18 protein-coding genes and 1 other RNA gene are annotated in these 26,787 nt (G+C 29.6%); 8 read left to right on the top strand and 11 right to left on the bottom strand.

What is annotated here, in order from left to right:
* Nucleotide 1 precedes the first annotated feature (1 nt).
* The 4 genes from AC2GW8_RS06125 (at nt 2) to AC2GW8_RS06140 (ending at nt 10,268) form a co-directional block, all read left to right on the top strand.
* On the top strand, nt 2–958 hold the full coding sequence (locus AC2GW8_RS06125; protein WP_440881889.1) for a PorP/SprF family type IX secretion system membrane protein: 957 nt from the start codon (nt 2–4) through the stop codon (nt 956–958).
* A gap of 11 nt (nt 959–969) precedes the next feature.
* A complete protein-coding gene (locus AC2GW8_RS06130; protein ID WP_440881890.1) occupies nt 970–3,024 on the top strand; it encodes an OmpA family protein in 2,055 nt (684 codons plus the stop codon).
* A gap of 245 nt (nt 3,025–3,269) precedes the next feature.
* A complete protein-coding gene (locus AC2GW8_RS06135) occupies nt 3,270–9,632 on the top strand; it encodes an alpha-2-macroglobulin family protein (protein WP_440881891.1) in 6,363 nt (2,120 codons plus the stop codon).
* A gap of 162 nt (nt 9,633–9,794) precedes the next feature.
* Entirely contained in the window at nt 9,795–10,268 is a 474-nt protein-coding gene (locus AC2GW8_RS06140) for a hypothetical protein (protein ID WP_440881892.1), read from the top strand.
* 656 nt (nt 10,269–10,924) lie between these two features.
* On the opposite strand, the gene AC2GW8_RS06145 is transcribed toward AC2GW8_RS06140, so the two are convergent.
* The 6 genes from AC2GW8_RS06145 to ssrA all read right to left on the bottom strand — a co-directional run bounded on the left by AC2GW8_RS06145 (nt 10,925) and on the right by ssrA (nt 15,614).
* Nucleotides 10,925–11,464 (bottom strand): hypothetical protein, encoded by a 540-nt coding sequence (locus AC2GW8_RS06145; protein ID WP_440881893.1) that lies wholly within the window; start codon nt 11,462–11,464, stop codon nt 10,925–10,927.
* Between the two features lie 115 nt (nt 11,465–11,579).
* A complete protein-coding gene (locus tag AC2GW8_RS06150) occupies nt 11,580–11,747 on the bottom strand; it encodes a hypothetical protein (RefSeq protein ID WP_440881894.1) in 168 nt (55 codons plus the stop codon).
* Between the two features lie 56 nt (nt 11,748–11,803).
* A complete protein-coding gene (locus AC2GW8_RS06155) occupies nt 11,804–12,424 on the bottom strand; it encodes a response regulator (RefSeq protein WP_440881895.1) in 621 nt (206 codons plus the stop codon).
* A 404-nt stretch (nt 12,425–12,828) separates the two neighbouring features.
* The gene (locus AC2GW8_RS06160; RefSeq protein ID WP_440881896.1) at nt 12,829–13,764 is read right to left on the bottom strand and encodes a hypothetical protein; all 936 of its coding nucleotides are present in this window, start codon (nt 13,762–13,764) and stop codon (nt 12,829–12,831) included.
* Nucleotides 13,765–14,186: 422 nt separating this feature from the next.
* Nucleotides 14,187–14,915 carry a formyltransferase family protein gene (locus AC2GW8_RS06165; protein WP_440881897.1) on the bottom strand — a complete coding sequence of 243 codons (729 nt, stop codon included), beginning with the start codon at nt 14,913–14,915 and terminating at the stop codon, nt 14,187–14,189.
* A 302-nt stretch (nt 14,916–15,217) separates the two neighbouring features.
* Nucleotides 15,218–15,614: a transfer-messenger RNA gene (gene ssrA / locus AC2GW8_RS06170) on the bottom strand.
* A 204-nt stretch (nt 15,615–15,818) separates the two neighbouring features.
* Here ssrA and AC2GW8_RS06175 point away from each other — a divergent pair.
* Both AC2GW8_RS06175 and AC2GW8_RS06180 read left to right on the top strand, forming a co-directional pair.
* A complete protein-coding gene (locus AC2GW8_RS06175) occupies nt 15,819–17,024 on the top strand; it encodes an NAD(P)-dependent oxidoreductase (protein ID WP_440881898.1) in 1,206 nt (401 codons plus the stop codon).
* A gap of 24 nt (nt 17,025–17,048) precedes the next feature.
* Nucleotides 17,049–17,270: a DUF3820 family protein gene (locus AC2GW8_RS06180; RefSeq protein WP_440881899.1), complete on the top strand. Its 222-nt coding sequence runs from the start codon at nt 17,049–17,051 to the stop codon at nt 17,268–17,270.
* A gap of 97 nt (nt 17,271–17,367) precedes the next feature.
* On the opposite strand, the gene AC2GW8_RS06185 is transcribed toward AC2GW8_RS06180, so the two are convergent.
* Together AC2GW8_RS06185 and kdsA are read right to left on the bottom strand one after the other, a co-directional pair.
* Nucleotides 17,368–18,321 (bottom strand): transglutaminase domain-containing protein, encoded by a 954-nt coding sequence (locus tag AC2GW8_RS06185; protein ID WP_440881900.1) that lies wholly within the window; start codon nt 18,319–18,321, stop codon nt 17,368–17,370.
* Nucleotides 18,322–18,362: 41 nt separating this feature from the next.
* Nucleotides 18,363–19,181, bottom strand: coding sequence for a 3-deoxy-8-phosphooctulonate synthase (gene kdsA, locus AC2GW8_RS06190; RefSeq protein ID WP_440881901.1), 819 nt, complete (start codon nt 19,179–19,181; stop codon nt 18,363–18,365).
* 310 nt (nt 19,182–19,491) lie between these two features.
* Here kdsA and AC2GW8_RS06195 point away from each other — a divergent pair, with 310 nt between their 5' ends.
* Both AC2GW8_RS06195 and AC2GW8_RS06200 read left to right on the top strand, forming a co-directional pair.
* Nucleotides 19,492–20,964 carry a S8 family peptidase gene (locus AC2GW8_RS06195; RefSeq protein ID WP_440881902.1) on the top strand — a complete coding sequence of 491 codons (1,473 nt, stop codon included), beginning with the start codon at nt 19,492–19,494 and terminating at the stop codon, nt 20,962–20,964.
* A 378-nt stretch (nt 20,965–21,342) separates the two neighbouring features.
* Entirely contained in the window at nt 21,343–23,010 is a 1,668-nt protein-coding gene (locus tag AC2GW8_RS06200) for a S8 family peptidase (RefSeq protein ID WP_440881903.1), read from the top strand.
* Nucleotides 23,011–23,084: 74 nt separating this feature from the next.
* On the opposite strand, the gene AC2GW8_RS06205 is transcribed toward AC2GW8_RS06200, so the two are convergent.
* From AC2GW8_RS06205 to AC2GW8_RS06215, 3 genes are all read right to left on the bottom strand, one after another.
* Nucleotides 23,085–24,920, bottom strand: a complete 1,836-nt coding sequence (locus tag AC2GW8_RS06205) for a DUF349 domain-containing protein (RefSeq protein ID WP_440881904.1) — start codon at nt 24,918–24,920, stop codon at nt 23,085–23,087.
* Nucleotides 24,921–25,006: 86 nt separating this feature from the next.
* Nucleotides 25,007–25,768 (bottom strand): shikimate dehydrogenase family protein, encoded by a 762-nt coding sequence (locus AC2GW8_RS06210; RefSeq protein WP_440881905.1) that lies wholly within the window; start codon nt 25,766–25,768, stop codon nt 25,007–25,009.
* The gene (locus AC2GW8_RS06215; RefSeq protein ID WP_440881906.1) at nt 25,749–26,756 is read right to left on the bottom strand and encodes a DUF368 domain-containing protein; all 1,008 of its coding nucleotides are present in this window, start codon (nt 26,754–26,756) and stop codon (nt 25,749–25,751) included. The genes AC2GW8_RS06210 and AC2GW8_RS06215 overlap by 20 nt, the downstream gene beginning before the upstream one ends.
* Between the last annotated feature and the right edge of the window lie 31 nt (nt 26,757–26,787).

The raw sequence follows: 26,787 nt of genomic DNA on the forward strand, positions 1-26,787 counted from the left end.
TATGAAAAAGTTTATATTTTTGATCACTGTAATTTTAAGTGCCATTGGTACAATAAGAGCACAGCAAGACCCACAATACACGCAATATACATTAAATCAGAGTGTGTTTAACCCTGCCTACGCTACTAATGAATTAGGCGTTATTAATTTAGGCTTCATGCATAGATCGCAGTGGGTTAATGTTATTGGAGCTCCCAAAACCTATACCTTTTTTGCTCATAGTCCTTTATCAAAAAAAATAGAAATCGGCTTCTCTTTAATAAGTGATAACATAGGTGATGGAACTTTAAAAGAAACCAATTTTTATACTGATTTTGCCTATGTTTTAAAAATAAATGATAAACATCAACTCTCATTAGGGCTAAAAGCAGGTTTCACAAGTTTAGCTACTAACTTTAATGATTTTAAGTTTCCTGATGACGACTTTGTTAATGGTTTTCTCTCGAACGATATTGCTTTTATTAATCAAAATTCGATTCTTCCTAGCTTTGGTCTCGGAGCCTTTTATTTCACCAATAAATATTTCATTGGCTTAGCTATACCCAATTTAATAAATGCAAAACACATACAGGAAAAAAATGGTCTAAGAAGCATCGGTGGTGAAGAAATTCATATTTTCTTAAACGCTGGATACGTCTATCAGTTAACTGACAAAATAAAACTAAAACCCTCTTTCTTAATAAAAAGTGTAAAGGGATCTCCGTTTGTTATCGACACTTCTTTGAACGCCCTTTTTAATAATCGTTTTGAAGGTGGGTTATCTTATAGAGCTAATGATTCTTTTAGTATTATGTTAAATCTTCGAGCTACTAATAACTTGTCTTTTGGATATGCTTATGATTTTACAACATCAAACTTAAGTAACTTTAATTCAGGAAGCCATGAGGTATTTATTCTTTTTGATTTAGACACTTTTGGATTTAAAAAAGGATTTGATAAATCCCCAAGATTTTTCTAAAAAAATTTATCATGAACAAGATTTTATTCATTTCAACCATATTTTACATGACTTGTATCAATGCGCAGATTGATAGAGACCTTGTAAGGGCAAACAAATACTTCAGTAGATCTCACTTTAGCGAGGCCATACCTCTTTATGAAAAGTCATTAAACAATAATTACAATTTCAACGCTTTAAAAAACATCGCAGACGCTTATTTTTATGTTGCTCAATATGGTAGTGCTTCAAAGTACTACAAGTATTTAGTAAATAATTATGCTAGTTTATTAGATGAAGTTACCTATTTTAGGTATGCTGAAACACTCAAATCTCAAAATGAATATTTAAAATCCTATAACATTCTAAAAAGATACTATAGAGACAACGATACAACTAAACTTGCAACATTAGAAAAATCAATAAAATATTTAGAAAATGTAAAAGCAATAGGTAATCGATTTTCTATAAAAAACTTAGAAATTAACACCAAACAATCAGAATTTGGTGCTTTTCGAAAAGGAGATACCTTGCTATTTGCTTCTCCAAGGAAACCCCAAGATGGTGTGCAAAAAAAATATGGTTGGACAGGAGATCAGTATCTAGATATATATAAAACTTCATTAAAAAACTTATCGGAAATATATTCTTTCTCTACTGAAGTGAATAGTAAGCTGCATGAATCAAATATTATTATTACCCGTGATGGAAAAACAGCATATTTTACTAGAAATAATTATTCAAACGGTAAACGTAAAAAAGACAAGAATAAAATAACGCATGTTCAAATATTTAAAGCTAAATTTATAAACGGAAAATGGAGTGAAATAACTTCTTTACCTATAAACAGTGTTAACTATTCTACAGAACATCCAACTTTGAGTCCTGATGAAAAAACATTGTATTTTGCGTCCGATATGCCTGGAGGTTATGGATCTTTTGACATTTATAAAGTAGCTTTATTAACTAATGAACGACTTGGTACTCCTAAAAATTTAGGACCTCAAATAAATACGAACAAAAAAGAACAATTCCCATATGTTGATAGTAATAATAACCTATATTTCTCTTCTAATGGACATCCTAGCTTTGGAGGAATGGACGTATTTACAGTAAAATTAAATAATTATACCGCATCAAAACCTGACAATATAGGCTTACCCATTAATTCAGGGTACGATGATTTTTCATTTTTTATTGATCCAATCTCTAAAATAGGATATTTTTCATCAAATCGTCCAACAGGTAAAGGAAATGATGATATTTACGAAATAAAAGAGGAAAAGCCTCTTATTATTGAAGATTGTGCTCAATATATATCAGGTGTAATTACTGATATTGATACTAAAAAACCTCTTTCCAATGCAACGGTGACACTCAGTAGTAACAATAAAATTATTGTTCAATCTACTAGTAATAATCTGGGACGCTTTAAATTTAATGCTAAATGTAACACCTCTTATTTAATAACTGCATCTAAAGAAAAATACATAAAGAAAACAGCAAAACTTTCATTAAAAAACGAACGTAAAAAAAACAACGATGCCTCTTTAGCTTTAAAATCAATTCTTATACAAGAAAAAGAAAAAAAAGCTGCTCTTGCGTTACAATTGCAGAAAGAGCACGATTTAAGATTAAAGAAAGCGTTACAACTTGAAATCGATAAGAAAGAAAAAATTGAAACGACAATAACAAAAGAAGATAATATAAAAAAACAAGATAGCATACTACTCATTAAAACACCTGAGGTAAATTTCGATTATAAACTTTGGTATATGAGAAGAGACTCTAAAAAAGCTTCAAAAGTAGTTATTGATTTAATGAAAAAATATCCTGCAATGATTGTGGAAATAGGTACACATTCTGATATGCGTGGAAATTCAAAATATAATAAAGATTTATCTCAAAAAAGAGCGAATTCAGTAAGACTTTATCTTATTGATCAAGGAATTGATCCAGAGAGAATAATTGCTATTGGTTACGGTGAAGAAAAACCTGTTATACAATGTAAAACGGAAGAAGCTTGTTCTGAAGAAGAACATGAATTAAACAGGAGGTGTGAATTCGTAATTAAGAGAATATACTAACTTATAGATTCTTAATAAAATATTGTTTTGCTTTATAAAAACTATTCATTTTAACTAATTAACTATATCTAGTGAGCCTCTTTGGCTCACTTATTGTTTTGTATACCAAATAAGAATACATATTTATTATACAGAAACTGATTTTTACTCGTTTATAAAATAACTATCCAGAAATAATTACTTACTTTGTTTAATATCATTTGTATAGTTCGCATTGATATTCAAATGTATAAAAATGTAAAGAAATGAAACAGCTAAGAAGACTAATCTATATTTTAACAATGATTTTTTTATTCTCAACCTCTATAAATGCTCAAAAAGATTTTAAAAAGTCTTGGGATGATATTTATAGATTAGAAGCCGAAAATCTTCCTAAATCCGCACTAAAATTAGTAGATCAAATTTACAAAGAAGCACAGAAACAAAACAATACCTCTCAATTAATTAAAAGCTTACTCTACAAAAGTAAATTTTCGTTAACTCTAGAAGAGAATGCGCAACTTAAAATCATAAATCAATTTAAAGAAAATATAAAATCAAGTAGCTTTCCTACAAAAAACATACTTGAAAATATTTTAGCTAATTTATACTGGCAATATTTTAATCAAAACAGGTGGAAGTTTTACAATAGAACTCAAACAAAAATAAAAGTAAATAAAAATGACTTTAGGACTTGGGATTTAACTACCTTATTTAGTCAAATACGCTGGTATTTCCAATCTTCTTTAAAGAACTCAAATAAACTACAAAACATTAATATTAATGATTTTTCAGACATCCTACAAATGACTAAGGATACTAAATCTTTACAACCAACCTTATTTGATTTCCTTGCATACAATTCATTAGACTTTTACAAAACTTCTGAGACTACAATTTCAAAACCTACTTATGAGTTTAAGATAAACAGCAAGCAATATCTTGACAATTATCTTGATTTCTCTAAAATGACTCTTAAATCAGTTGACAGTTTATCTCTTCAATTTAATAGTTTAAAAATTTATCAAAAACTAATTCAACTACACTTAAAAAGAAATAATCTATTAGCATTAGCTAACTATGATATAGAGCGGTTATCTTTCGTTAATAAACATGCTATATATAACAATAAGCAAGAATTACTTATTAAAATACTGAAGTCTTCAAAAGAACTATTTAAAGACAAAAAAGTCATGGGCTTATATGCGTATGAAATTGCGAAAATATATAATGAATTAGCTAAAACATATAAGCCTACAAAAAATACGGCTAATCAATTCAAAAACAAAAAAGCATTAAATATCTGTAGTGAAGTTATTGAAAAATTCCCTGAAAGTTTAGGTGCAAAAAAATGCGGTTTTTTGAAATCAAATATTGAAAATAAAAAGCTAAATATTACCTCAGAAAAACATATTCCTGTTTTAAAATATTCAAAAATTCTAGTTAAATATAAAAATATCTCAGACCTAAGCTTTTCAATTCATAAAATTACTTCAAAAGAAAACGATCAACTAAAAAAGATCTATAACTCTCAGAAGCAATATAGCTTTATTAAAAAACTTTCAAAGGTTAAAGAGTGGAAATCTACACTCAAATCAGTAAATGATTATCAAGAACATACAATTGAAATTGGAGTTCCAAAATTGAAATCTGGTAGCTATATAATTTTAGCAATCCCTGAGCAGAGTTTTAATAAAAATGTAACATTTGCTTACACTAATATTCAAGTAACAGATATTGCTATTATCTTAAATCAGCTAAAGGAACACAACTATCAAATTGTTGATAGAAATAACGGGGCTGCTATCGTAAACGCTAAAGTCAATCTTTCAAATCAAACAAGAAAACATTACAATGCTTCCATCGATAAAAATTTTGTAACTGATAAAAACGGCGAATTTACTTTTAATGCAATCGATCAATATTACCCTAATGTTACCGCTACTATCAACTATAAAAATGATCAAGCTATTTTTTCTGGGTTTAATATCAATCCAAAATATGAAAATTACAACAATACAAATCGTCCAAATATTAAAACTTTTTTATTCACTGACAGAAGTATTTATAAACCAAGCCAAACAATTTATTTTAAAGGAATTTTATTGGAAAGCAACAAAAAAAACGCGAAAATTAAAAGTAATGAGATTGTTTCAATACACCTAAAAGATCCTAATTACCAAACGCTAAAAGAACTTAAAATTAAAACAAATGAGTTTGGGTCATTTTCTTCAAACTTTATTATTCCTAGCTCAGGATTGACTGGTCAATTTATAATTGAATCTTCTTTTGAAGATAGAAAAACAAGTACTTATGTTACTGTAGAAGAATACAAGCGTCCAAAATTTAAGGCAGAATTCAAACCTGTAACAGAAACCATCAAAGTAAATGATAATATTACCATCAAAGGGTTTGCAGAGTCTTTTTCAGGTCCTCCTATTTCAGGTGCAAAAGTAGTTTACAGGGTACATAGAAAAATTATCTATCCTAGGTGGTGGTATTCATACAATCCATTTTTAAATTCAAGTCCAAAAGAAATTACTCAAGGAAAAACTGTTACAGATGAATCAGGAAATTTTAGTATTAACTTTAATGCTAGCCCTGATGATAGTGTAAGTAAAGAAACACTTCCGATTTTTACGTATGAAGTCACAGCAGATGTTACCGATATTAATGGTGAAACAAGAAGCGCTATATACGAGGTAAAAGCAGGATATCACGCTTTAGTAGCCGATATTGAAATCCCCAGTAACATTAATAAACTAGATAATGAAATAAAATTAATTATTTCAACTAAAAACCTCAACGACGAAAATGTTGAAAATACTGGTCTAATAGAAATTTATAAACTAAAATCACCAAATAGAATTTTACGAAAACGACCTTGGAAAGCACCAGATTTTCAAGAAATTCCTGAAGCCGAATTCAAATCTAAATACCCAAATGAGGCTTATACCAATGAAGATAATTTTTTAAACTGGAAAAAAAGCACCAAAGTTTTCTCTTCTGACTTTAACACAGCAATAAAAAGCGAATTAATTGTAAAAGGAATAAAAAGATGGACTTCAGGCAAGTATTTAGTAACGTTAAATACAAAAGATAAATTTGGCCAAACAGTTAAAGCTAAACAGTATTTTACAGTTTTCTCTACTAAAGATAAACTACCTTTTGATCAACAATTAATTTCAGTTTCTACAGATAAAAAAGAGTATAAAATTGGTGATACTGCTGTTATTAATGTAAGTAGTAATGCTTCGGATATTAGCTTAGTTCTTCTTATAGAAAAAAAACATAAAGTCTTCTCAAAACATCGTATTCACTTGAATAAGGGACAAAAAAAAATATTGATTCCTGTAAATAAAAGTGACCTCGGTGGCTTTGGTGTAAAATGGTATTTTGTCAACCACAATACCTTTGAAAAGGGAAATATTAATATTCTAGTACCTTACCCTAAAACTGACTTAGAAATTATAACGAATACCTTTAGAAATAAATTACAGCCTGGAAAAAAGGAAACATGGAGTTTCACTATTCAAGGTAATAAAAAAGAAAAAGTGGCAGCAGAATTATTAGCTGGAATGTATGATGCTTCTTTAGATGCTTTTAAACCTCATCAATGGAATTTTTCTCCAATACAAAAACCAATTTATCGGTCATTTAATGATGTAAGTGCGGGGATTAGTTTTGGTAATACAAACTTTAATGTTGTAAATCAAAATAGAGAAATACCAATTAACTATAAACCTCTCTATACCAAATACAATTGGTTTGGGTTAAGCTTAAATAGTCAACAATGGGCTCAAAAAGAATATGTAAGAAACATAAAATTTCAGAAAAGCAACTTTGAAAAACAACTATCAGGAGTTGTAAAAGATGAATCAGGACCTTTATCAGGTGTATCAGTAATTATCAAAGGGACTAACTATGGAACAAAAACAGACTCTCAAGGAAAATTCACACTAAACGTAAATAAAAATGACTTGTTGCTTTTCGATTTTATAGGCATGGAACCTTTTAAAAAACAAGTGACAGATTTCAGTGAAATGATTGTAACATTGAAAGCTAGTGAAAACCCAATAGAAACGAATCCTTCAAATTATGGAATAAACAGAAATGCTCCCGTAAGAAGAATGGCGAGAATGAGCGAAAGTATGGCCATTCAAGATAATATAGAGACTGAACCTGAAACAGTATTAAATGTTGAGTCCGATTCTAAACAAGAAAATACTATTAAATTTAAAAACAATTTCAGCACGATAGAAACAAGAACTAACTTGAAGGAAACAGCTTTCTTCTATCCGCACTTAATTACTGATCCCAAAGGAAATGTTTCATTTAGTTTTACTGTACCAGAAGCATTGACCAATTGGAAACTGCAATTATTAACGCATAACAAAGAACTAAACTCTTCTGTTGAAACCCTTGAAGCAATAACGCAAAAGGAATTAATGATTACCCCAAATGCTCCAAGATTTTTGCGCCATGGAGATAAAATTAAAATTAGCGCTAAAATTTCTAATTTATCAGAGAAAAATTTAGATGGTGTAGCAAAACTCATTTTAATTGATCCTATTTCTGGAAAAGAAATTGATATAATTAAAGATTCAGCACAAGAAAAATCTTTTTTAGTTAATAAAAATGAAAACACAGAAGTCTCTTGGAATTTATACGTTCCTGAGACAGTCAACGCAATACAATATAAAATATTAGCTAAAGCAGATAATTTCTCTGATGGTGAACAAAATATCCTACCCGTACTATCAAACAGAATTTTGGTAACAGAAAGTCTACCTATGTGGGTTAGATCAAAAGAAAGCAAAACGTTTCATTTAAGTAAACTTAAAAACTACACATCTGCAAGTTTAAAAAATCATCAACTAACACTTGAAGTTACCTCAAATCCAGCTTGGTATGCAGTTCAAGCGCTTCCGTATCTTATGGAATCTTCAAATGAATCTAGCGAACAGCTATTTTCTAGATACTATGCTAATATATTGGCTAATTACATTGCTAATTCTAATCCCAGAATTCAACAAGTTTTTAATCAATGGAAATCATCGGATGCACTAATAAGTAATCTTGAAAAAAATCAAGAACTAAAATCATTAATCATTCAAGAAACTCCTTGGTTACGTGATGCCTTATCTGAAACCGAGCAGAAAAAACGAATTGCATTATTATTTGACATGAACAAGCAACATAGCGAACAAAAATCAGCACTTCGTAAATTGAACGACATGCAGTTTAGCAATGGCGGTTTCCCTTGGTTTAAAGGAAGTTACTCTCCTAACATAAATATAACTCTTCATATTGCTAGCGGATTTGGACACTTGAAAAAACTAGGTATTTCAAATTTTGACAATATGGCTAATGATATTATTCAAAAATCGATTGTCTTTCTTGACAAAGAAATAGTTTCTATACATAACGAGTTAATTGAGAAAGCCTTAAAAATAAAAGAAAAAGATGGCGAAAAAGAGTACAAGAAATACTTACTAAAAAACCATCTCAATAATTTTATTTTACATTATATATACATGCGCAGCTTTTATAACGATTTAGATATTAATTCAGAAACAAAAAAAGCAATTTCATTTTACACGAAACAAGCATCAGAGTTTTGGAAAAAAACTGACCTATATAGCCAAGGGCTGATGGCCATAATAAATTATCGTTACGATAAAAAAGAAATAGCTAATAAAATACTTAAATCGTTAAAAGAACAAAGTATTAGCTCTGATGAAATGGGAATGTATTGGAAGTCCAATAAATCTGGCTGGGGTTGGTATCAGGCACCTATTGAAACTCAAGCATTATTAATTGAAGCTTTTTCTGAAATAGAAAACGATACAAAAACAATTGACAATCTTAAAATTTGGCTTCTGAAAAACAAACAGATAAATAGATGGGAAACTACAAAAGCAACTACAGAAGCTATTTATTCTCTATTATTACAAGGTAGCCAGTGGCTTCCATCAATGGAAATGGTTAATGTAAAAATTGGAAACAAAATAATAGACCCCAAAGAAAAACCTGAAATTAAGCTTGAAGCAGGATCAGGTTATTATAAAACATCTTGGAAAGCGAAAGCTATTAAAAAAAATATGGGAAGTGTTACACTTAGCTCAAAAGGTAGCACTGTTGCATGGGGGGGCTTGTATTGGCAGTATTTCGAAGACTTAAATAAAATTACAAAGGCTAAAACCCCATTAGAATTGACAAAGAAAGTATTTAAAAAAATAAATACCAATGAAGGAAAGCAGTTAATTGAGATTACTAAAAACACAATCATTAAAGTTGGTGATTTATTAACAGTTAGAATAGAACTTTATTCAGATAGAGATATGCAGTTTATTCACATGAAAGATATGCGAGCTAGTGGTGTTGAACCGGTTTCAGTACTTTCAGAGTATAAATGGCAAGATGGTTTAGGATACTATCAGAGTACCAAAAACGCTTCCACTGATTTCTTTTTTAGCAACTTACCCAAAGGGTCTTACGTTTTTGAATATGATATTAGAGCAAATAATGCTGGTGAATTTAGTAACGGTATAACGAGTATACAAAATATGTACGCTCCTGAATATACGAGCCATTCTAATGGTAGTACTATTTCAATAAAAAAGTAAATAGAGTTTAAGTAGTATTTGATCGAAAGATAAAAAAAGATGTTATTTCTTATTGAATGCAATTTACTTGTAGTTCCTTCGTTGAATTGTATATAAAATAATATCTATTTTATATTATTTACATCTAAAAACCTATAAATAAAACTATTAAACTTTAAAAACATGAAAAAACTGCTATTATTCTTTAGTTTTACAATGCTACTAGTACCCAATATTAACGCCCAAGAAATGTCTAAAAATGCAATAGGTATTCGATTTGGAGAAAATAATGGATTTGGAGGTGAATTATCTTATCAAAGAAAACTAAGCCATAATAATCGTCTTGAAATCGATCTTGGCATTAGAGGTAATGATTCATACAGTGCTTTCAAAGTCGCTGGCTTATATCAATGGATATGGCAACTTGAAAATCGTTTCAATTGGTTTGCTGGTGTTGGTGGCGGATTAGGTAACTGGAAAACAAAAGTCACCAATAATTCAGATACTTTTATTTTTGGTGCAGGCGTTTTGGGTATTGAATATAATTTTGATATTCCTCTGTTAATTTCATTAGATTTTAGACCAGAATTAGGTTTTAGCAATAGCTATGATGGTTTCGAATCCGATTTTGGACTATCAATACGTTATCAATTTTAACATAAAAAAATCTTTTTTATTCGAAAACCTTTAAGCATACTTAAAGGTTTTTTATGTTTATATAAACACAAAAAACCACTCATCTACAGATAATTATATTTCAAAGCCTTATTAATACGAGTCGACTAAAATCAAGATTCAAAAGAGATTATTAAAGTACCTTTGTTAGAGTAAAACAACAATTAATAAAATTTGTTCCCCCTTCCAATATTTATTTCCCCTTAATATTAAAAGAGTCCATTTATAAGGGCTCTTTTTTATAATACCTTCTTTAAATAATGCAACTAATTATAAAATCATACTATCCTTTAAATAAAATTAATCATAACTCCTTCTGAAAAGTCTTATTTATAAAATTCAAAAACCACTCATCGATAGATAATAGGGTTTCAAAGAAGAAAATTAGTCAAATACCTAAAAACAAGACACAACAGTAAGTAACTTTTTAAATTTACTTTAAATACGAATGTAAACCCTAGAAAATTAATTCCCTCTAAACCCAAGTTGTCATAGAAAGAGTTCTGTAAAAGAGCTCTTTTTTATTTTAAAAATAATATCAAATGAAATATAAATAAGTTTTATAAAAGTCTGTTTTTTTAGGCAAAACATACCCTAGAGGTATAAAAAACACCTCTTAAAAAAATAAAGAGAAGGGTTTATTTTTTAAATAATTGCTTAATAAATTCAAGCATTTCACTGCGCTTCTCTGGTCTCGAATTGACAAGTGCTTTCTCTCCCAATATCATGAGATTCCTATTCATTTTATCAACGTAAAGTTCTTTTCGTTTTGTTAATAAATAGATCCCCATCACAATAAAAAATGCTGTTATAACGGAAACAAAAACATAAGCTATAGGACTTAAATCTTGAAACTTTTGAAACAACCAATATAATTTAAAAACGGCAATTGAAATCACACTTCCGCAAACAACCTTAACACCAACATTTTCATAATCAAAATAAAATGATCGAACTAAGAAATAGACAGCAAAAATTAGAACTATTACGCTATACCAGAAAATTTCAATAAAGACTCTAAAACTTTTAAACCCAAAAACTCTCTCTTCTTTTTGAGCTTTTAAGAAAATATTCCAAGCCTTATCTGTGATTTTCTTTTGTTTTAAGTACTCTTCATAAAGAGGAGTCCCTTTTGATAGCTCTACAACTTCTGATCTTATTTTAGCGCGTTTAGCCATTTCTTTTTTATGACTATTTAAAGCTGATAAATACGCCTCGCTGCGGTGAGGTAAAAAAGCGTGTACAAAATATATTAATGAAAATATTATTGCAATAAAATAAATTAATACATTTTTAATCTTGGTTCGTTGGGGAATACCCTCCATCTCCATCTCTGTCGTAGTCGTCTTTAGTGATCGACTGTTGGTCTTCGATGATTTTGACATTTTCTTCAGTATTATCAGTACAAGATGTTAATACAAAAACAAAGATTAATAATGCTAATAAATTTAAATATTTCATGATTTTATAGATTAAATTAACCTATAAAATTACGAATTAAACAATTTCAGTATTTATTATCTATTATTCTGTATTAATAAAGCAAACTTTGCCAGGCCCGCATTCGTTTTTAAGTTTAGTTTTCTTCTAATATTTAACAAATGAACCCTTAAAGTACTGGTTTTAATCGTTTTGTTTTTAACGTAACATCCTTCATAACCTAAATTAGCGAGCACTTCTACTTCAGTTGGGGTTAATCCATCTAACAAAGCCAATTCATCTTGTGCCTCCAATAAAAGATTTTGATTAACCCCTTCAGAATAAAATGTTTCTCCATTATTTATGATTCTAATAACTTCAGACAAATCATAGCTCAAATCATCTTTCAATATATAGCCTAAAGCTCCATGTTTAAAAGATTCTTTTATAAAAATATCTTCTGAATGACAAGATAAAATCAAAGTCTTAACATCTATATTTCTTTCTTTAAGCTTTTTTAAAACACCAACTCCATCCAATTCAGGCATATCAATATCTAGTATCAATACATCTGCTACATTCGTTTGAAACCACTCGATACAGTCAACACCATTTTTAGTACAACCTACAGTATCTATATTGACATTTTTCAAAAGTGATAGGATTCCGTCTTTGACAACATCATGGTCTTCTGCAATATGAACTCTAATTCTTTTCATAAATTCAGTTACTTAACAAAATTATAAGATAAAAAATAAGCCATCTAAACGTTTTAGGTATAAAAACAGCTAAATTTTATACGGGTTTCCGTATTTTTTGTTCAGTAAAATTACTTATAATTATTTTAAACAAATAACCTTCTTAGAAGAATTACTTATATGTATTTAGTAGTGATTAAGAAAATAAAAAGATTTTAATATTAGATATTGCAATGCAAAATTCTTTATTATAAATTTTAGGATAAACTTTTAAAAAAGCTTATTACTTTCAAATAATTATCTCTTTTCTGTAGTCATAGAATACGGCTAAACAAAAAAATTATTCCATTAAAAACAAAACATAAAATGTTTTTCTATTGTAGAAAAATAAAACAATACTATTTTACATATTTATTGTAGAAATTTTAATCTGTCATCTTAAGCCCTTCACTTACTACCCTATTTTTCTCTTCTTTATTTTTTTTAAATGAATTATGAAAAGATTTATCGTTAATAATCATATATGGAATAGATTTGTACAAATAAGATGAAATTTGATTTAAAGTATATTTTGTTGACGAAAGATTCTGGTATCCAATAACCCTTGGAGTAATCATTACCTTCAAAAAATCTTCTTTATTTTTTTCGATAGTGTAAATTTTTTCTCTAACTGCTGCTACATTTGACAACAAATTTTGAATAGATCCTTTGTTGATCTCTGTAGGTAGTGGTATCAAGGAGGTTACAGACTCTCCAGTTATACCAAGAGTATTTATTTCTATACTTCCTTCTATTTGGTTATTTGAAGCCGCGATACCTAATCCAAAAACATCTGTTATCTTTACGTTTTTCTTTTTTGTTTTTATTTTCGCAATCATCCTAACACCAACCCCCATAATAACCTTAATAATATCTCCATCATAAGGTATTTTTTTAGATATTGAATTAATTAGAGAATCATTCTTATGCAGCCAAACATCTCCGTTTAAATCTTGAAGAGAATGTGTTTTAAAAAAATCTTCTGGCTGAACTATTAACTCAGCTTTTCCCTCTTTAATAACCAAAGCATTCACTGCACTATATTTAATCCAATCAAAAATAACTTCATACCTGTTATCTTTGCTTGAGGTTGCAATAAAGCTTATATACCCACCATCAATACTTTTGCTTAAATCTCTTGAAGCAAATTTTGCTGTTTCATCTGGAAGCTGCTCAAGGACATCTTTATTTGTATATTCATAATTCTTATCAACAATTAGTCTTACTGGCAAAGGATCTATAGGCACATAGGTACTGTGTTCTATTTGGCAAAATAAAGTTAAAGGGAAAATTAGTAGTAGTAAAAAGTGTAATTTATTCATTTGTTCGATTTATGATTTTATTGATTATGTTTTTAAAGAACATGTTCCTCCATTCATGAATAAAACAAAAAGTAATTAGTGTGTATTTTGATTTAAAAAGACACAAAATACAGCTTCATCTTACGTAAAAAAGCAAGAATATAATTACTTGAAACAATAACCGAAATTATGATGTTTAAAGTTTTCAAAAACTAATCGATCTAACAAATTAAATATAAGATTTTTTTAAATAAAAAAGAAAGAATTAAAATTTTAGTAAGCAAAAAATAAATAAAAAATAGTTATCAGCCACTTACAATTATTGTAGATAACAATTAATAAAAGTATCTAAAAAAAACTTGAAGCTTATTGAGATGATCTTAGAAAATAAGATCAGTACATAAAATAAACTTTTAATCAAGTTTATTTTATGTACCATTAAATTAAGCAAAGACTATTTCATTTTGATCTACTTTCTCGAAGTATATGTCAAAATTATTTTTATTATGCTCAAAAAATTGTTCATTGGTTGCTAAAGTTACAGCATAAGTTTCTGCTTCGTGTGCAATATGATGAGCAGGTAATTCAGATAACCATTTCAACTCTTGTTTACTTGTATACAGATGAGGATTCCATTTTCTTAAAGGATTATAATACTTTATAAGTGCATCGGTTTTTTCCCCTTTATACAATAACTTACAAGCAGTTTCAAGTAGCTCTAAAGAATCCATAACACTGCATCTACATACCTCAGCAGGCGTCATTCCAAAACAAGGAAACTCTTTTGTTATGTATATTTGACCGCTATCTAATTTACTATCCACTTCGTGGACAGTAGTTCCATGGAACATTCTATTTTCAGGGAAAGCAAATATGTGCGAAAACATACCTAAACCTGGATGCTCAGGAGGTGCAGGATGAACATTTATCGCTCCTTTTTTAGCTGCTTCTATTTGTGCTGGAAGAATAATGTATTCACTCCAAAACGAAATAATGTAATCGTACTCCATATTTGCTAACTCTTCATCTGCTTCCTGCTTGTTGTCTCTATAAGCATCCCAAGTCAACAAATGAATATTATCAAAATACTTAGAAACTATTTTGAAAGCATCCCAATTCCACAATAAATCTTTCTTACATATGAATACAAGCTTATCTGTACTTTTAATCATTTTTTTCTCTTTTGTAACTTTAAATAAGTTGGTTTTATAGCTCAAAAATAGAATCCAAAAAAGTAAAAATATCTTTATAAATAGTTAAAAAAACATACTCCATATTAAGTTATATCTTTATGTTTTGTTACAGAAATACTTAAAACCTAGTGTAAGTATGATTTTTAATTTTAACTCTTCAAAACACTAAAAGGACAAATATATCTAGGGGTTTTATTTTTTGTAAAATAACGGGATTAAGTTATTTTTTATCAGAATAGAAAAAAAATAAACCCTGTAAGAATAACACTAACAGGGTTAGGATGTGGAGACGCCGAGAATCGAACTCGGGTCCAAACAAGCAGCTCAAAGGTTTTCTACATGCTTAGTTTTGAACTAATTTTCGACCAAAAGCTGATTCAAAACAACCTACTAATGGCTTATCTTCTTAAATTTCAAAAACCTATCGAAGTGCTACGTTTTCTATGTTTACTTTTACGATGCCCATAAATAAAACGCCGTAAACCAAGGCTTTTCGTGGACATTTAGCTTTCCCGCCTAGCGGGACGTGGCTTGAAATCTTACTATAATTCAGATTAAGCAGCTAAAGCGTAATTATTTTCGCCGTTTAAAAAGTTGAAATAAGTTTTACGAGTCATCATTTCACTCCTCGACATGCTTACATTTTCACTGATCTTGCTGTCAAAACCAGTCGTCCCCAATTATGTCAAAGATGCTTTTGTTTTTAGAAATAAACAAAAACCTAATCGAATATCTCTTTTTAACTTTCATTGAAAGCAGAAATAAGCGGATGCAAAGATAAAAAAATACTATTTGTAAAATACTTTTAAAAAAAGTATTTTCGCCAAGCTTGTTATAAAAAACAACATTAATACCTTATTTGTTTAATTTTAATACAGTAACATGAGATTTGGAATTATAAGAGAACGTAAAAACCCACCCGATAGAAGAGTCGTTTTTTCTCCACAGAAACTACAAGAATTTAAACAAAAATACCCAGACGCGTCAATAATTGTTGAAAGTTCTGATATCAGAGTTTTCTCAGACAAGGAATATGAAGACGCAGGGTTTAAGGTTACTAATGATCTTTCAGATTGCGATGTTCTTTTAGGTGTGAAAGAAGTTCCTGTTGATTATTTAATTCCTAATAAAAAATATTTTTTCTTTTCCCATACTATTAAAAAACAACCTTATAATCGTAAGTTATTACAAGCTATTCTTGAAAAAAAAATCGATTTACTAGACCATGAAACAATCATCAAAGAAAATGGTGCTAGACTCATCGGTTTTGGCAGGTATGCTGGTTTAGTAGGTGCTTATAACGGTTTTAGAGCTATCGGTTTAAAAGAAGATCTGTATGAATTACCTAAGGTAGAAACGCTGGCTGATTTAGATGAAATGAAAAATGAATTGGATAAAATTACACTTCCTAATATAAAAATAACGCTTTCTGGCTCGGGTAAAGTGGCTTATGGTGCTAAGGAGGTTTTAGATCATTTAGGTGTTAAACAAGTAAGTGATGCCCTCTATTTAACTTCCAAATTCACAGAACCTGTATATTGCCTTATTGATGTAATGGAATATAATAAACGGTCAGATGGCAAAGTTGGTGATAAATTTGCATTTTATAAAGACCCTTCATCATATATAAGTAATTTTATGCCTTACGCTAAAGAAACAGATTTCTTTATTGCAGGTCACTTTTATGGAGATGGCGCTCCTTATTTGTTTACCCGTGAAGATGCAAAGAAAAAGGAATTTAATATTAAATATGTAGCTGATATTTCGTGTGATGTAAATGGTCCAGTTGCTTCAACAATTCGCCCTTCAACCATTGCTGATCCTATCTATGGGTATGATCCTATAACTGAAAACGAAGTAGACTTCAAAAATGAAAATTCTATTACTGTAATGGCTGTTGATAACCTACCCTGTGAACTACCCAAAGATGCTAGTGAAGGTTTTGGTGACATGTTTTTAGAACATGTCATTCCTGCTTTTTATAACAACGATACTAATGGTATTTTAGACCGCGCTCAAATGACCTCCAACGGAAAACTTACTGAACGCTACAGTTATCTTCAAGATTATGTTGATGGCAAAGAATAAAGTATTTCTATTTTTTTAATTTCTATGGATTCAAGCAATAATAGGAAATTCTTGTTAGATACTGCTAACATGAGAATGCCCTTTGGAAAATACAAAAACACGTATTTAAGTGAAATACCCGAATACTATTTAGTTTGGTATAAGAATAAGGGTTTTCCTAAAGGAAAATTAGGAAAAATGATGGAGCTTGTTTACGAATTGAAACTAAATGGTCTAGAAAATATTTTGAGAAAATTAAAAGAGTGACGCAATACATTAGTACTATTTAACAATAATAACCAAATGAGACATAAAGACATATTCATGTAACATGTCAAATTAGTATATTATAATAAATTACTTTTTAAATAAGTAATTTGAACTGCATGTGAATTTCACCATTAATAACTATAAAAAGTCGATTACTTTCTCTCAAAGATTTTATTTTAACATAGCCAATTCCTTCATTAAAATTAACCTCTGGTTTTTGAGCATACCTACTAGTACTTGTAACATATAAAATTTTATGAACTGTACCTAAATTCTTTATTTTTAAAGTTAACTCTTTACTTTCTTTTTTGGTTATTACCCCTTTTAAAGGAGTAATTAATTCAAGATTCGTTTGTAAAAACTCTGTTGAATAAATAGGCTGATCATAAAACTCTTCTTTTGAAAGCTTATTTCCAAACTTCCACTTTCTATTTTTTGGAAAATGAGTTTTCAAATAATGTTTCTTCGGAATATCATAATAATAGGCATTATAATTTTGCTGCCATCGTCCATTAATAACAGAACCTGCCGCCCATGTAGCATCTACAATTTTCCATTCATCATCTATTTTTACCATATTCCAGGCATGATTTACTTCCTTTTTTATATTTCCTATGTCTATTATAGAATTTCTTACGAATCCATTTATGACTATATTTTCAAATCCTAAATGTGTATAAATAGCAGATAAAGTTTGCGAATATCCTTCACAAACAGCTGTTTTAGTTTGTAGAGTATGATTTATAATGCTGTCCTTGATTGCTAATATTTTTCTTCTTTTATCCTCTTCATCACTATATCTAAAACCAATTTTAGGGCTCAAATTATGATAAACATTCAAATTATATTTAATATTGTTCGCAACCCAATAAAAAGCAGCCTCTGACCTTTCTCTATCAGTTGAAAAATCTTTCAAAATTTTTGCCGCTAAACTTTTAGCAGAAAGACTTTTAGGGTAACCTGCCATTATGGTTCTATAATCCTTATTTACCTGTCCTTTCGCTGACAGAAAGCATAACATAATGGCAATTAAAAATTGTTTTATCATTTTAAAGAAGGGTATTTATAAAACAAATTCAAAAACCGTGCCTATAATGAATTAACTACCTTTCTAATAGCTACTAAATTAGTAAGTAATTTTTCAAGATACTTTAAATCCAACATATTTGCACCATCACTTTTTGCTTTTGAAGGATCAAAATGTGTTTCTATAAACAAACCATCAACATTATTTACAACTCCCGCTCTTGCAATCGTCTCTATCATATCAGGCCTTCCACCTGTTACACCACTTATCTGGTTAGGTTGTTGCAAAGAATGTGTTACATCAAGTACTGTTGGTGCAATCTTCCTCATTGTAGGAATTCCTCTGAAATCAACAATCATATCTTGGTAACCAAACATTGTACCTCTATCAGTAATCCATGCTTTACGATTTCCTGAGTCATGTACTTTTTTCACCGCATGCTCCATTGATTCTGGACTCATGAACTGTCCTTTTTTAAGATTTACAACTTTTCCAGTTTTAGCTGCCGCTACAACAAGATCCGTCTGTCTAACCAAAAAAGCAGGTATTTGTAACACGTCAACATACTCTGCAGCAATCGAAGCGTCTGAAACCTCATGAATATCAGTAATCGTAGGAACTTTAAATGTTTCAGATACTTTTCTTAAAATTTTCAAAGCTTTTTCATCTCCTATTCCTGTAAAGCTATCAACCCTACTTCTGTTTGCCTTTTTAAAACTTCCTTTAAAAACAAAAGGTATTTCTAGCTTATCTGTAATTTTAATAATTTTTTCTGCTATCTCCAAAGCCATTTCTTCCCCTTCAATTGCACAGGGTCCTGCTAAAAGAAAAAAATTATCTGAATTATTATTTTTTACGTTTGGTATTTCTGATAGGTGCATATTTTTTGGTTTATCGCAAAAATAAGAAATAATTTTAGCTTATTTCAATGTCAAAATATTCAAATAAAATCATGTATCTAAATATTATTACTTGAAATTTTATTTCAAATAACTTTACTCTAAAAGTTCAAAAATGATAAAAAAACAGCACTACTTTATCAGCTTTTAATAACAGTAATCTACTTCCCAAATTTTTCATTTTTTAAACTGAACAACTAGACAGTTTGATGTTAAAACATGTTTTATTCATTTAATATAAATCATTTTTACATATATTGCTAAAAACCAATAATATAAAACCCTTCTCATTATGAAAAAACGAATACTTATCGTTGCATTTATCTTTTCGTTGATTTCTTGCTCTCAAAAAGAATCTATTAAAGAATCAGTAATTCAACAGAAAGAAATACTATCCAAAAAAGAAATTAATAGTATTATTAAAAAAGAAATTGAAAATACAGGTGATTTTCAATGGTCGAAGCAAGACACACATGTAATTCTAAGCGCACTGAGTCACGGTAACAATATTTTAACAATTGGATACGGTTCGGCAAAAAATGACTTTACAAGAAGTTCTTCTTCTGAAAATATCAAGAAACATATAATTTCTTTGGTAAATAAAAATGAAGAAAAACTTTCGAAATCTACAAATAAAGTTTACTCCAACGATCATATAAATATTATTGACATAAAGGTAAACAAAGAAGAAACTTTATTAGCACTAATGAATGATCCGAGCGTCAGATATATAGAACCTGCCGACTACAATTTCAATGAAAACAATCAAATACGATCATCAAAAGGTTGTGATCGCTCACAAAAAGACATTAAAGAGGCCGACTATAGAATAATCACTCCAAATGCAAAAGTTCCATGGTCTTTCGACAAACATAAAATACCAGAAGCTTGGGAATATAGTACTGGAAAAAACATTACAATCGCCATAATTGACACTGGGCTTTCACCTGAGCAAAAGTTGATGAATGAATCTTTCAATAGTGGCGACTCTAGTGAAAGAACTGTTCAAAAATACGGGACATTTGTAGACTCATGGCTACCTTGGTCAAACAATTATGATGGTGTAAATGACAAATGTGGACATGGAACAAGTATGGCCTCTGTTGCTACTGCCCCGAGAAACAATAGCAATTTACCAATGGGGGTTGCCTATAATGCTAATCTTATATCATATAGAGCTGTTGAAGATGTAGTTATCGATGATTATCACGAAAAAAGAGGGATTTCAGAGGCCCTTACGGCATTAGCAAATCGAAACGATGTAAAAATTATCTCTATGTCTTTAGGATACCCTTTTAGTATTGGTCGTGTAAAGGACGCTATTAGATATGCATATGGAAAAGGAAAAATGATTCTGGCTGCTGGAGGTACTTCTACAGCTTATACTACTTGGTATGGAGTAATATTTCCGGCTTCTATGGAGGAAACTGTTGCTGTGACTGGAGTAAAAGAAAATATTTATGAAAAATGTGATGATTGTCATACTGGATCAAAAATTGATTTCACTATTCAAATGCAGCGTACTAATGGAACAAGTAATAACATTCCTATATTGAGCTATTATAATGATAATTCAGACTATGAAGGAGGTTCATCGGTAGCAACAGCTACAACAGCTGGAATTGCAGCACTTGTTTGGTCTAAAAACCCAAATTGGACAAGAGAGCAAGTACTAGAGAAGATAAAGAAATCTTCTGACTTTTATCCAGCAAAACATCCCGAATTTGGTTATGGCAATATTAATGTTCTAAAAGCAGTCCAATAAAATTTACGTTATCAACAAAAGCCTTGAAAAAACAAGGCTTTTCTTTTTTATATACAAATAGAAAATGCTTATAAACAATAAAAAAGCGTTGCAATTTGTAGCTTCATTAGCTTGTTAATAAGATCAATCATTATCAATACATAGATCTTAACTTTTTTGCGAAAAAAAATAATATTTTATCATAATGATATTAAAACTTAAGCATCAACAACTTTAACAACTCACTTTCAAAAACATACGGTTAATTTAATTTAGTAAAAAACTCTCAGTAACGATGTTCTGCTAAATTTTACAAATTTAGTACTTGATTTTAGGCGTTTACCTTCAATTGAGTTTTTTTATCTTCGCATAAAACCAACTAACATAAATTTTCTAATTATGAAAAATTATTTATTTAATATTGGAATAATTCTTATTCTATTTTCATGTTCGCATGAGGAAACAATTGAGGAATCAGTACTTCACCATACAGAACTATTATCTAAAAAAGAAATAAATTCTATTATCAAAAAATCTTTAAGAGAAACTGGAAACTTTAACTGGTCTGATCAAAATATTAAAACATTATTTAGTGCACTTAGGCATGGTAATAACATTTTAACTGTCGGCTACCACTCAAATCAAAGTCGCTCTAAAAATCCCTCTTCAAAAAAAATAAAAGACGGTCTTTTAAATTTAATTCGCTCTAAAGAAAAAATATCTTCAAAAGCCATTAATAATTTTTACTCTAACGACAATCTAAATTTAATAGACGTAAAAGTAAAAAATGAAGAGACCGTAGAGGCTCTTTTAAATGACAATAGAGTTCGATACATAGAACCAGCTGATTATTGTTTTTTTGAAAATAACTTAGCAAACCCAAGAAACACTTCTCACTCTCATGGTTTTATGGAAGATGAACGTTACATAAACAGAAACAATAATTATAATATTTTTAAAAATGTCCCTGACCCCATTTCTGAAAAAGCATATTACAGAAGAAAAAACTCAAACCATTTAAAACGTATTATAGAATCTCATGAGGAGTCTTTGTATTTAAATAGTTCAAAAAGCTCCTCTCAACAAGTATGTTGTTCTGAAAGAATGAAAATCAGTACTAATGATTACAGAACAATTGTCCCAGGAGCAAGAGTACCTTGGGCTTTTGATTTGCATAAAATTCCAGAAGCATGGGATTATAGTACAGGTAGTGGTGTGACTATTGCTTTGATAGATACAGGTATTTCCAGTGAACAAACATTAATGAATCAAAATTTTAATGATGGACATTCAAAAGGAAGAAGCCTTCAAAAATTTGGAACTTTTGTTGATTCTTCTTCAATGCTATCCAACTATTATGATGGTGTAAATGACAAATGCGGTCATGGAACTCATATGGCCTCAGTGGCCACTGCTCCAAGAAATGACAATAATTTACCTGTAGGTGTTGCATATAATGCTAATTTAGTCTCTTACAGGGCCGTTAGAGATGTTATAATCAACGAATACAATGAAAAGAAAGGTGTTTCAGAAGCTTTAATTGCTCTTGGTAATAGAAGTGATGTAAAAATTATATCAATGTCCATTGGCTCCCCTTTTAGCATTCAAAGAGTTGAAGACGCTATTAAATACGCTTATAGTAAAGGTAAAATGATCATTGCTGCTGGAGGAACTTCAACACCATTTACAACCTGGTTTGGAGTTGTTTTTCCTGCATCAATGAGAGAAACTGTTGCTGTCACTGGAGTAAAGGAAGGTGTCTATGAGAGCTGTGATGAATGTCACGCTGGTGAAGAAATAGATTTTACTATTCAAATGCAACGTACAAATGGCACCAAAAACACAATACCAGTATTAAATTATTATGATGGAGCGTCACATTACGAAGGAGGTGCTTCAATTGCAACGGCAACAACTGCAGGAATTGCAGCTTTAATTTGGTCAAAGAATCCTGATTGGTCTAGAGAACAGGTATTAGAAAGAATGAAACAATCATCACACTATTATCCTTCGAAAGATCCACAATTTGGATATGGTAATATCAATGCCTTAAAAGCTGTTCAATAAAATATTTTAAAACATTGAATTTAAACTCTGTTTATAAATATTAAAAAAGGTTGGGATTTAAATCCCAACCTTTTTTAATATTTCATTTTTTTTAGATAATCAAGCTTCAGCTGCCAGATATCAAGCTCATCTTTAAATCCTTTTATTCCTTTTCTTACACTCATGACCAAAGGATTATCTTCCGTAGCATTAGAAATAAAACTCAAATTATTTTCAAGTTGCTGCATCTCTCGCACATTTTCATCAATTTTTCTTCTAATGAATAATTGTTCATTATCTAACTTTCTATAGTCTTCTTGGGCAAAATATCCATTTATAATATTTTTAAACTTCATTAATTCAATATCCGCTCTTCCCATATTTAAACTACCTAAATGAGTATCGATGGCTTTATTAAATTTCTCATTTAAATGTCGCGCATTTCTTGGAAGAACGCCTAAGTCTCTCCATTTGGAGATTACTTCTTGAATCTGTTCCAAAGATACTGCTTCTAATATTTTGACTTCTTCTATAAATTTCTTTTTAAGCTCGACAACAACTAACTGTTCTTTATTTAACTCATTCTTTCGTTCGTGTAATTTATCAAAATAATGATTACATGCCTTCTTAAAACGTTTCCATATTTCATCAGAATACTTTCTTGGTACATGACCTATTTTTTTCCAATCTGCTTGAATTCGCTTCATTATATTAGTTGTAACGTCCCAGTCATCACTATCCTGTAAGCTTTCAGCCAGTTCTACAAGCTCCATTTTTTTCTTTAAATTATCACTTTGAGCACTCTTCTCAGATTTATAGAAAAGATTTTTCTTTGTATTAAAGAGCTTTGTTGCTTCTTTAAATTGTTGCCAAATTACCTCACTTTTACTGTAAGGAAGTTTACCGATTTCAAAATATTTTTTTCGCAGCACTTCAATTTCAACAATACTTTTTTGCCAATCATTATGAGTTTTATTTACCGAAGTATCATAGTTGTTTATTTTTTCAATAACATTAAGCTTTGCATCGATCATTTCTTGATACTTTAACTTAAGCTCTTTATAATGTATGTGACGTCTATCATGAATTTTTTTAGTAGCCTCACTAAACCTATTCCAAACTTCTTCTCTATGCTCCTTACCCACAGGGCCTATTTCTTCCTTCCAAAGACGATGTAATTCTTGTAATTCTTTAAATGCTGTATTTACATCTTGAATATTATCGAGAGCTTCTGCTTTTTCAATTAACTTTAATTTTTCTTCTAAATTATGTTTAAAATCAAGCTCCCTAAAATCTTTATTTAAATGAAGAAGATCGTAAAAACGTTCAACATGATGATGATATGTTTTCCATGTATCATTGTACCTTGTCTTTGGTACAGGGCCGATTTCTTTCCATTTCTTTTGAATTTCCTGAAAATCATTATACATATTTTTTACATCTCCTTGTTCTATAAGTACTTTAAGGCTTTCAATTACAGCATTTCTTGCTTCGAGGTTTTCATTTAACTGTTTTTCTAACTGCAAGTAGTAAGCATCTCTTTTTTTCTTATACTCTGCTAGAAGTTTATTATACTCAGTTTTAATAGGACTAGAAAACTGAAAATCTATAGAATTACCACCATCTGCAAGAAAAGTCTCTTTCTTTTCTGCTAAAAGCTTTCCAAATTTAGAATTGAATGAATTTTTAACGGCATCAACGTTGTTTTTAAGATGTTGAATAGGGTGTTGTTTTAAAAGCTTTTTTAGTTCATTAACTAATTTATCTAACTCCATTGCTTCGTAATCTAGCATTGGAATTTCATATTTTTCAACAGACTTCTCAGACTCATTAGCTACTTCATTTTCAACTTCATTTACAGCTTTTTCAGCATCTGTTATTGTTTCGTTTTTTGTTGGCTCTTCAATTTTTTCTTCCTTGTTTTCTAACATATCTACAATGTTTAAGTTCCTTTTTATGAGGGATTAAATATAAGCATTCTTGCACAAATGTGCACACTCTTTTGATTTTCAATAAATTATTTATTCCATATTTCCCAAGCTTTTTCAGCCTGTTTTTCAAGCATTTCTAATCCATTTTTTATTGTTGCACCTTGTAATTTTCCTTGATTTAAAAAACTAGTCAATGGTGGGTTATAGATTAAGTCATATAAGAGGTGATTTCTTCCTAATTGAGTGTAAGGTATTTTAGGTGCATTTTCAGTATTTGGATAAGTACCTAAAGGGGTACAATTTATAATTAACGTGTACTTATCAAGCAAATCTCCATTTAAATCTTCATAGGTAAGGCTATTTGCTTTATTTACTTTACTTCTAGAAACAAAAACAAATGAAATATTCAGTTTTTCTAAAACATAAGCTACCGCTTTCGAAGCGCCTCCTGTCCCTAAAATAAGTGCATGTTTATGATGCCTTTTTAATAATGGCTCGAGTGATCTTTTAAACCCATAAACATCTGTATTATAACCAATTAACTTTCCGTCTTTTTGAATTTTTATGGTATTTACAGCGCCTATCTCTTTTGCTTCTATTTCTAGCTCATCCAAAAAATCAAATATTTCTAATTTATAAGGAATAGTTACATTCATTCCTTTTAACTCCCTTTTATTATCTTTCAATTTTTGCTTCAACTCAGTTAAAGTTTTCAGATCAAAATTTACATAATCGTGATCATGAAGTTTCAAAGTTTCAAATTTTTTTGAAAAATATTTCTTTGAAAAAGAATACGAAATATTCTTACCTATTAGTGCAAAAAGCTTTTTATTTTCTTTTTCTTCCATAAAAATCAATGATTAAGATGATTGTAATTCCCAAAAAAACAAACCCTATTGAAACTAAGGTTTCAGCTTCTTCAATATTAGGAATATAACGTTCGTAATACTCAACTATTTTATTTCCTTTTTTATCTAGTAAATATAAAATGTCTTCTTTTTTATAGATTATCCTTTTCCATGGCCATAAATTACCAAGTGACCCCGCTATAAAACCAATAATTAGTGCTGTAACTATCTGACGCCATTTTTTTAACACATATCCCAAAATATGAGATATTGAAATTAAACCAAATAACGAACCTGCTGAAAAAACACCAATAATTTTCAAATATCTAATTTTTATTGTGTCATTTATAAAGTCATAATTCCCTAAAAAAATACTTGAAACGACATTCCCTAAAACATTTACACTATCAACTAACAGTAGTACATAATTACCTAATAAGATAAGAATAAAAGACCCTGAAAGCCCTGGTAAAGTCATACCTGATACACCTATAATCCCACAAAGAAAAACAAACCATAAATTATCATTTTCTTTAGCAGGAGTCATAAAACTAATAATAAGACCAATGGAAATTCCTATAAGAAGAGCCAAAACATTCACTGGTTTCCAATTTCCAAAATCTTTTGAAATATAATAAATAGAACCTATTACCATTCCAAAAAAACATGCCCAAACGTAAATTTCGAAATTATGTAAAAAATAATCAAGAATTAGAGAAATACTGAAGTAACTAAACATACTTCCAGTCATAACTAAAACAAGAAATTCTAAATTTGTATATCTAGAGAAACTTCTAAAACGACCATTAACAAGAAGTTTAAGAGCCTTTAAATTTAATCTTTGAAACGTATAAATGAGTTCTTCATAAAAACCCAATACAAAAGCAACCATGCCACCAGATACTCCAGGTATTTTATTAGCTCCACCCATGGTCAAACCTTTAAGGAATAGATTTACTTTTTCTATAAATGTTCGTTCTTGATACATCAATTAAAAATTAGAATAACGAATTTAAGTA

Source organism: Tenacibaculum profundi, from assembly GCF_057162725.1.

Excerpts from the sequence above, each read along its gene's own strand:
- AC2GW8_RS06125 (WP_440881889.1), top strand. The coding sequence starts at position 2 with ATGAAAAAGTTTATATTTTTGATCACTGTAATTTTAAGTGCCATTGGT.
- AC2GW8_RS06130 (WP_440881890.1), top strand. The coding sequence starts at position 970 with ATGAACAAGATTTTATTCATTTCAACCATATTTTACATGACTTGTATC.
- AC2GW8_RS06135 (WP_440881891.1), top strand. The coding sequence starts at position 3,270 with ATGAAACAGCTAAGAAGACTAATCTATATTTTAACAATGATTTTTTTA.
- AC2GW8_RS06140 (WP_440881892.1), top strand. The coding sequence starts at position 9,795 with ATGAAAAAACTGCTATTATTCTTTAGTTTTACAATGCTACTAGTACCC.
- AC2GW8_RS06145 (WP_440881893.1), bottom strand. The coding sequence starts at position 11,464 with ATGGCTAAACGCGCTAAAATAAGATCAGAAGTTGTAGAGCTATCAAAA.
- AC2GW8_RS06150 (WP_440881894.1), bottom strand. The coding sequence starts at position 11,747 with ATGAAATATTTAAATTTATTAGCATTATTAATCTTTGTTTTTGTATTA.
- AC2GW8_RS06155 (WP_440881895.1), bottom strand. The coding sequence starts at position 12,424 with ATGAAAAGAATTAGAGTTCATATTGCAGAAGACCATGATGTTGTCAAA.
- AC2GW8_RS06160 (WP_440881896.1), bottom strand. The coding sequence starts at position 13,764 with ATGAATAAATTACACTTTTTACTACTACTAATTTTCCCTTTAACTTTA.
- AC2GW8_RS06165 (WP_440881897.1), bottom strand. The coding sequence starts at position 14,915 with ATGATTAAAAGTACAGATAAGCTTGTATTCATATGTAAGAAAGATTTA.
- AC2GW8_RS06175 (WP_440881898.1), top strand. The coding sequence starts at position 15,819 with ATGAGATTTGGAATTATAAGAGAACGTAAAAACCCACCCGATAGAAGA.
- AC2GW8_RS06180 (WP_440881899.1), top strand. The coding sequence starts at position 17,049 with ATGGATTCAAGCAATAATAGGAAATTCTTGTTAGATACTGCTAACATG.
- AC2GW8_RS06185 (WP_440881900.1), bottom strand. The coding sequence starts at position 18,321 with ATGATAAAACAATTTTTAATTGCCATTATGTTATGCTTTCTGTCAGCG.
- kdsA (WP_440881901.1), bottom strand. The coding sequence starts at position 19,181 with ATGCACCTATCAGAAATACCAAACGTAAAAAATAATAATTCAGATAAT.
- AC2GW8_RS06195 (WP_440881902.1), top strand. The coding sequence starts at position 19,492 with ATGAAAAAACGAATACTTATCGTTGCATTTATCTTTTCGTTGATTTCT.
- AC2GW8_RS06200 (WP_440881903.1), top strand. The coding sequence starts at position 21,343 with ATGAAAAATTATTTATTTAATATTGGAATAATTCTTATTCTATTTTCA.
- AC2GW8_RS06205 (WP_440881904.1), bottom strand. The coding sequence starts at position 24,920 with ATGTTAGAAAACAAGGAAGAAAAAATTGAAGAGCCAACAAAAAACGAA.
- AC2GW8_RS06210 (WP_440881905.1), bottom strand. The coding sequence starts at position 25,768 with ATGGAAGAAAAAGAAAATAAAAAGCTTTTTGCACTAATAGGTAAGAAT.
- AC2GW8_RS06215 (WP_440881906.1), bottom strand. The coding sequence starts at position 26,756 with ATGTATCAAGAACGAACATTTATAGAAAAAGTAAATCTATTCCTTAAA.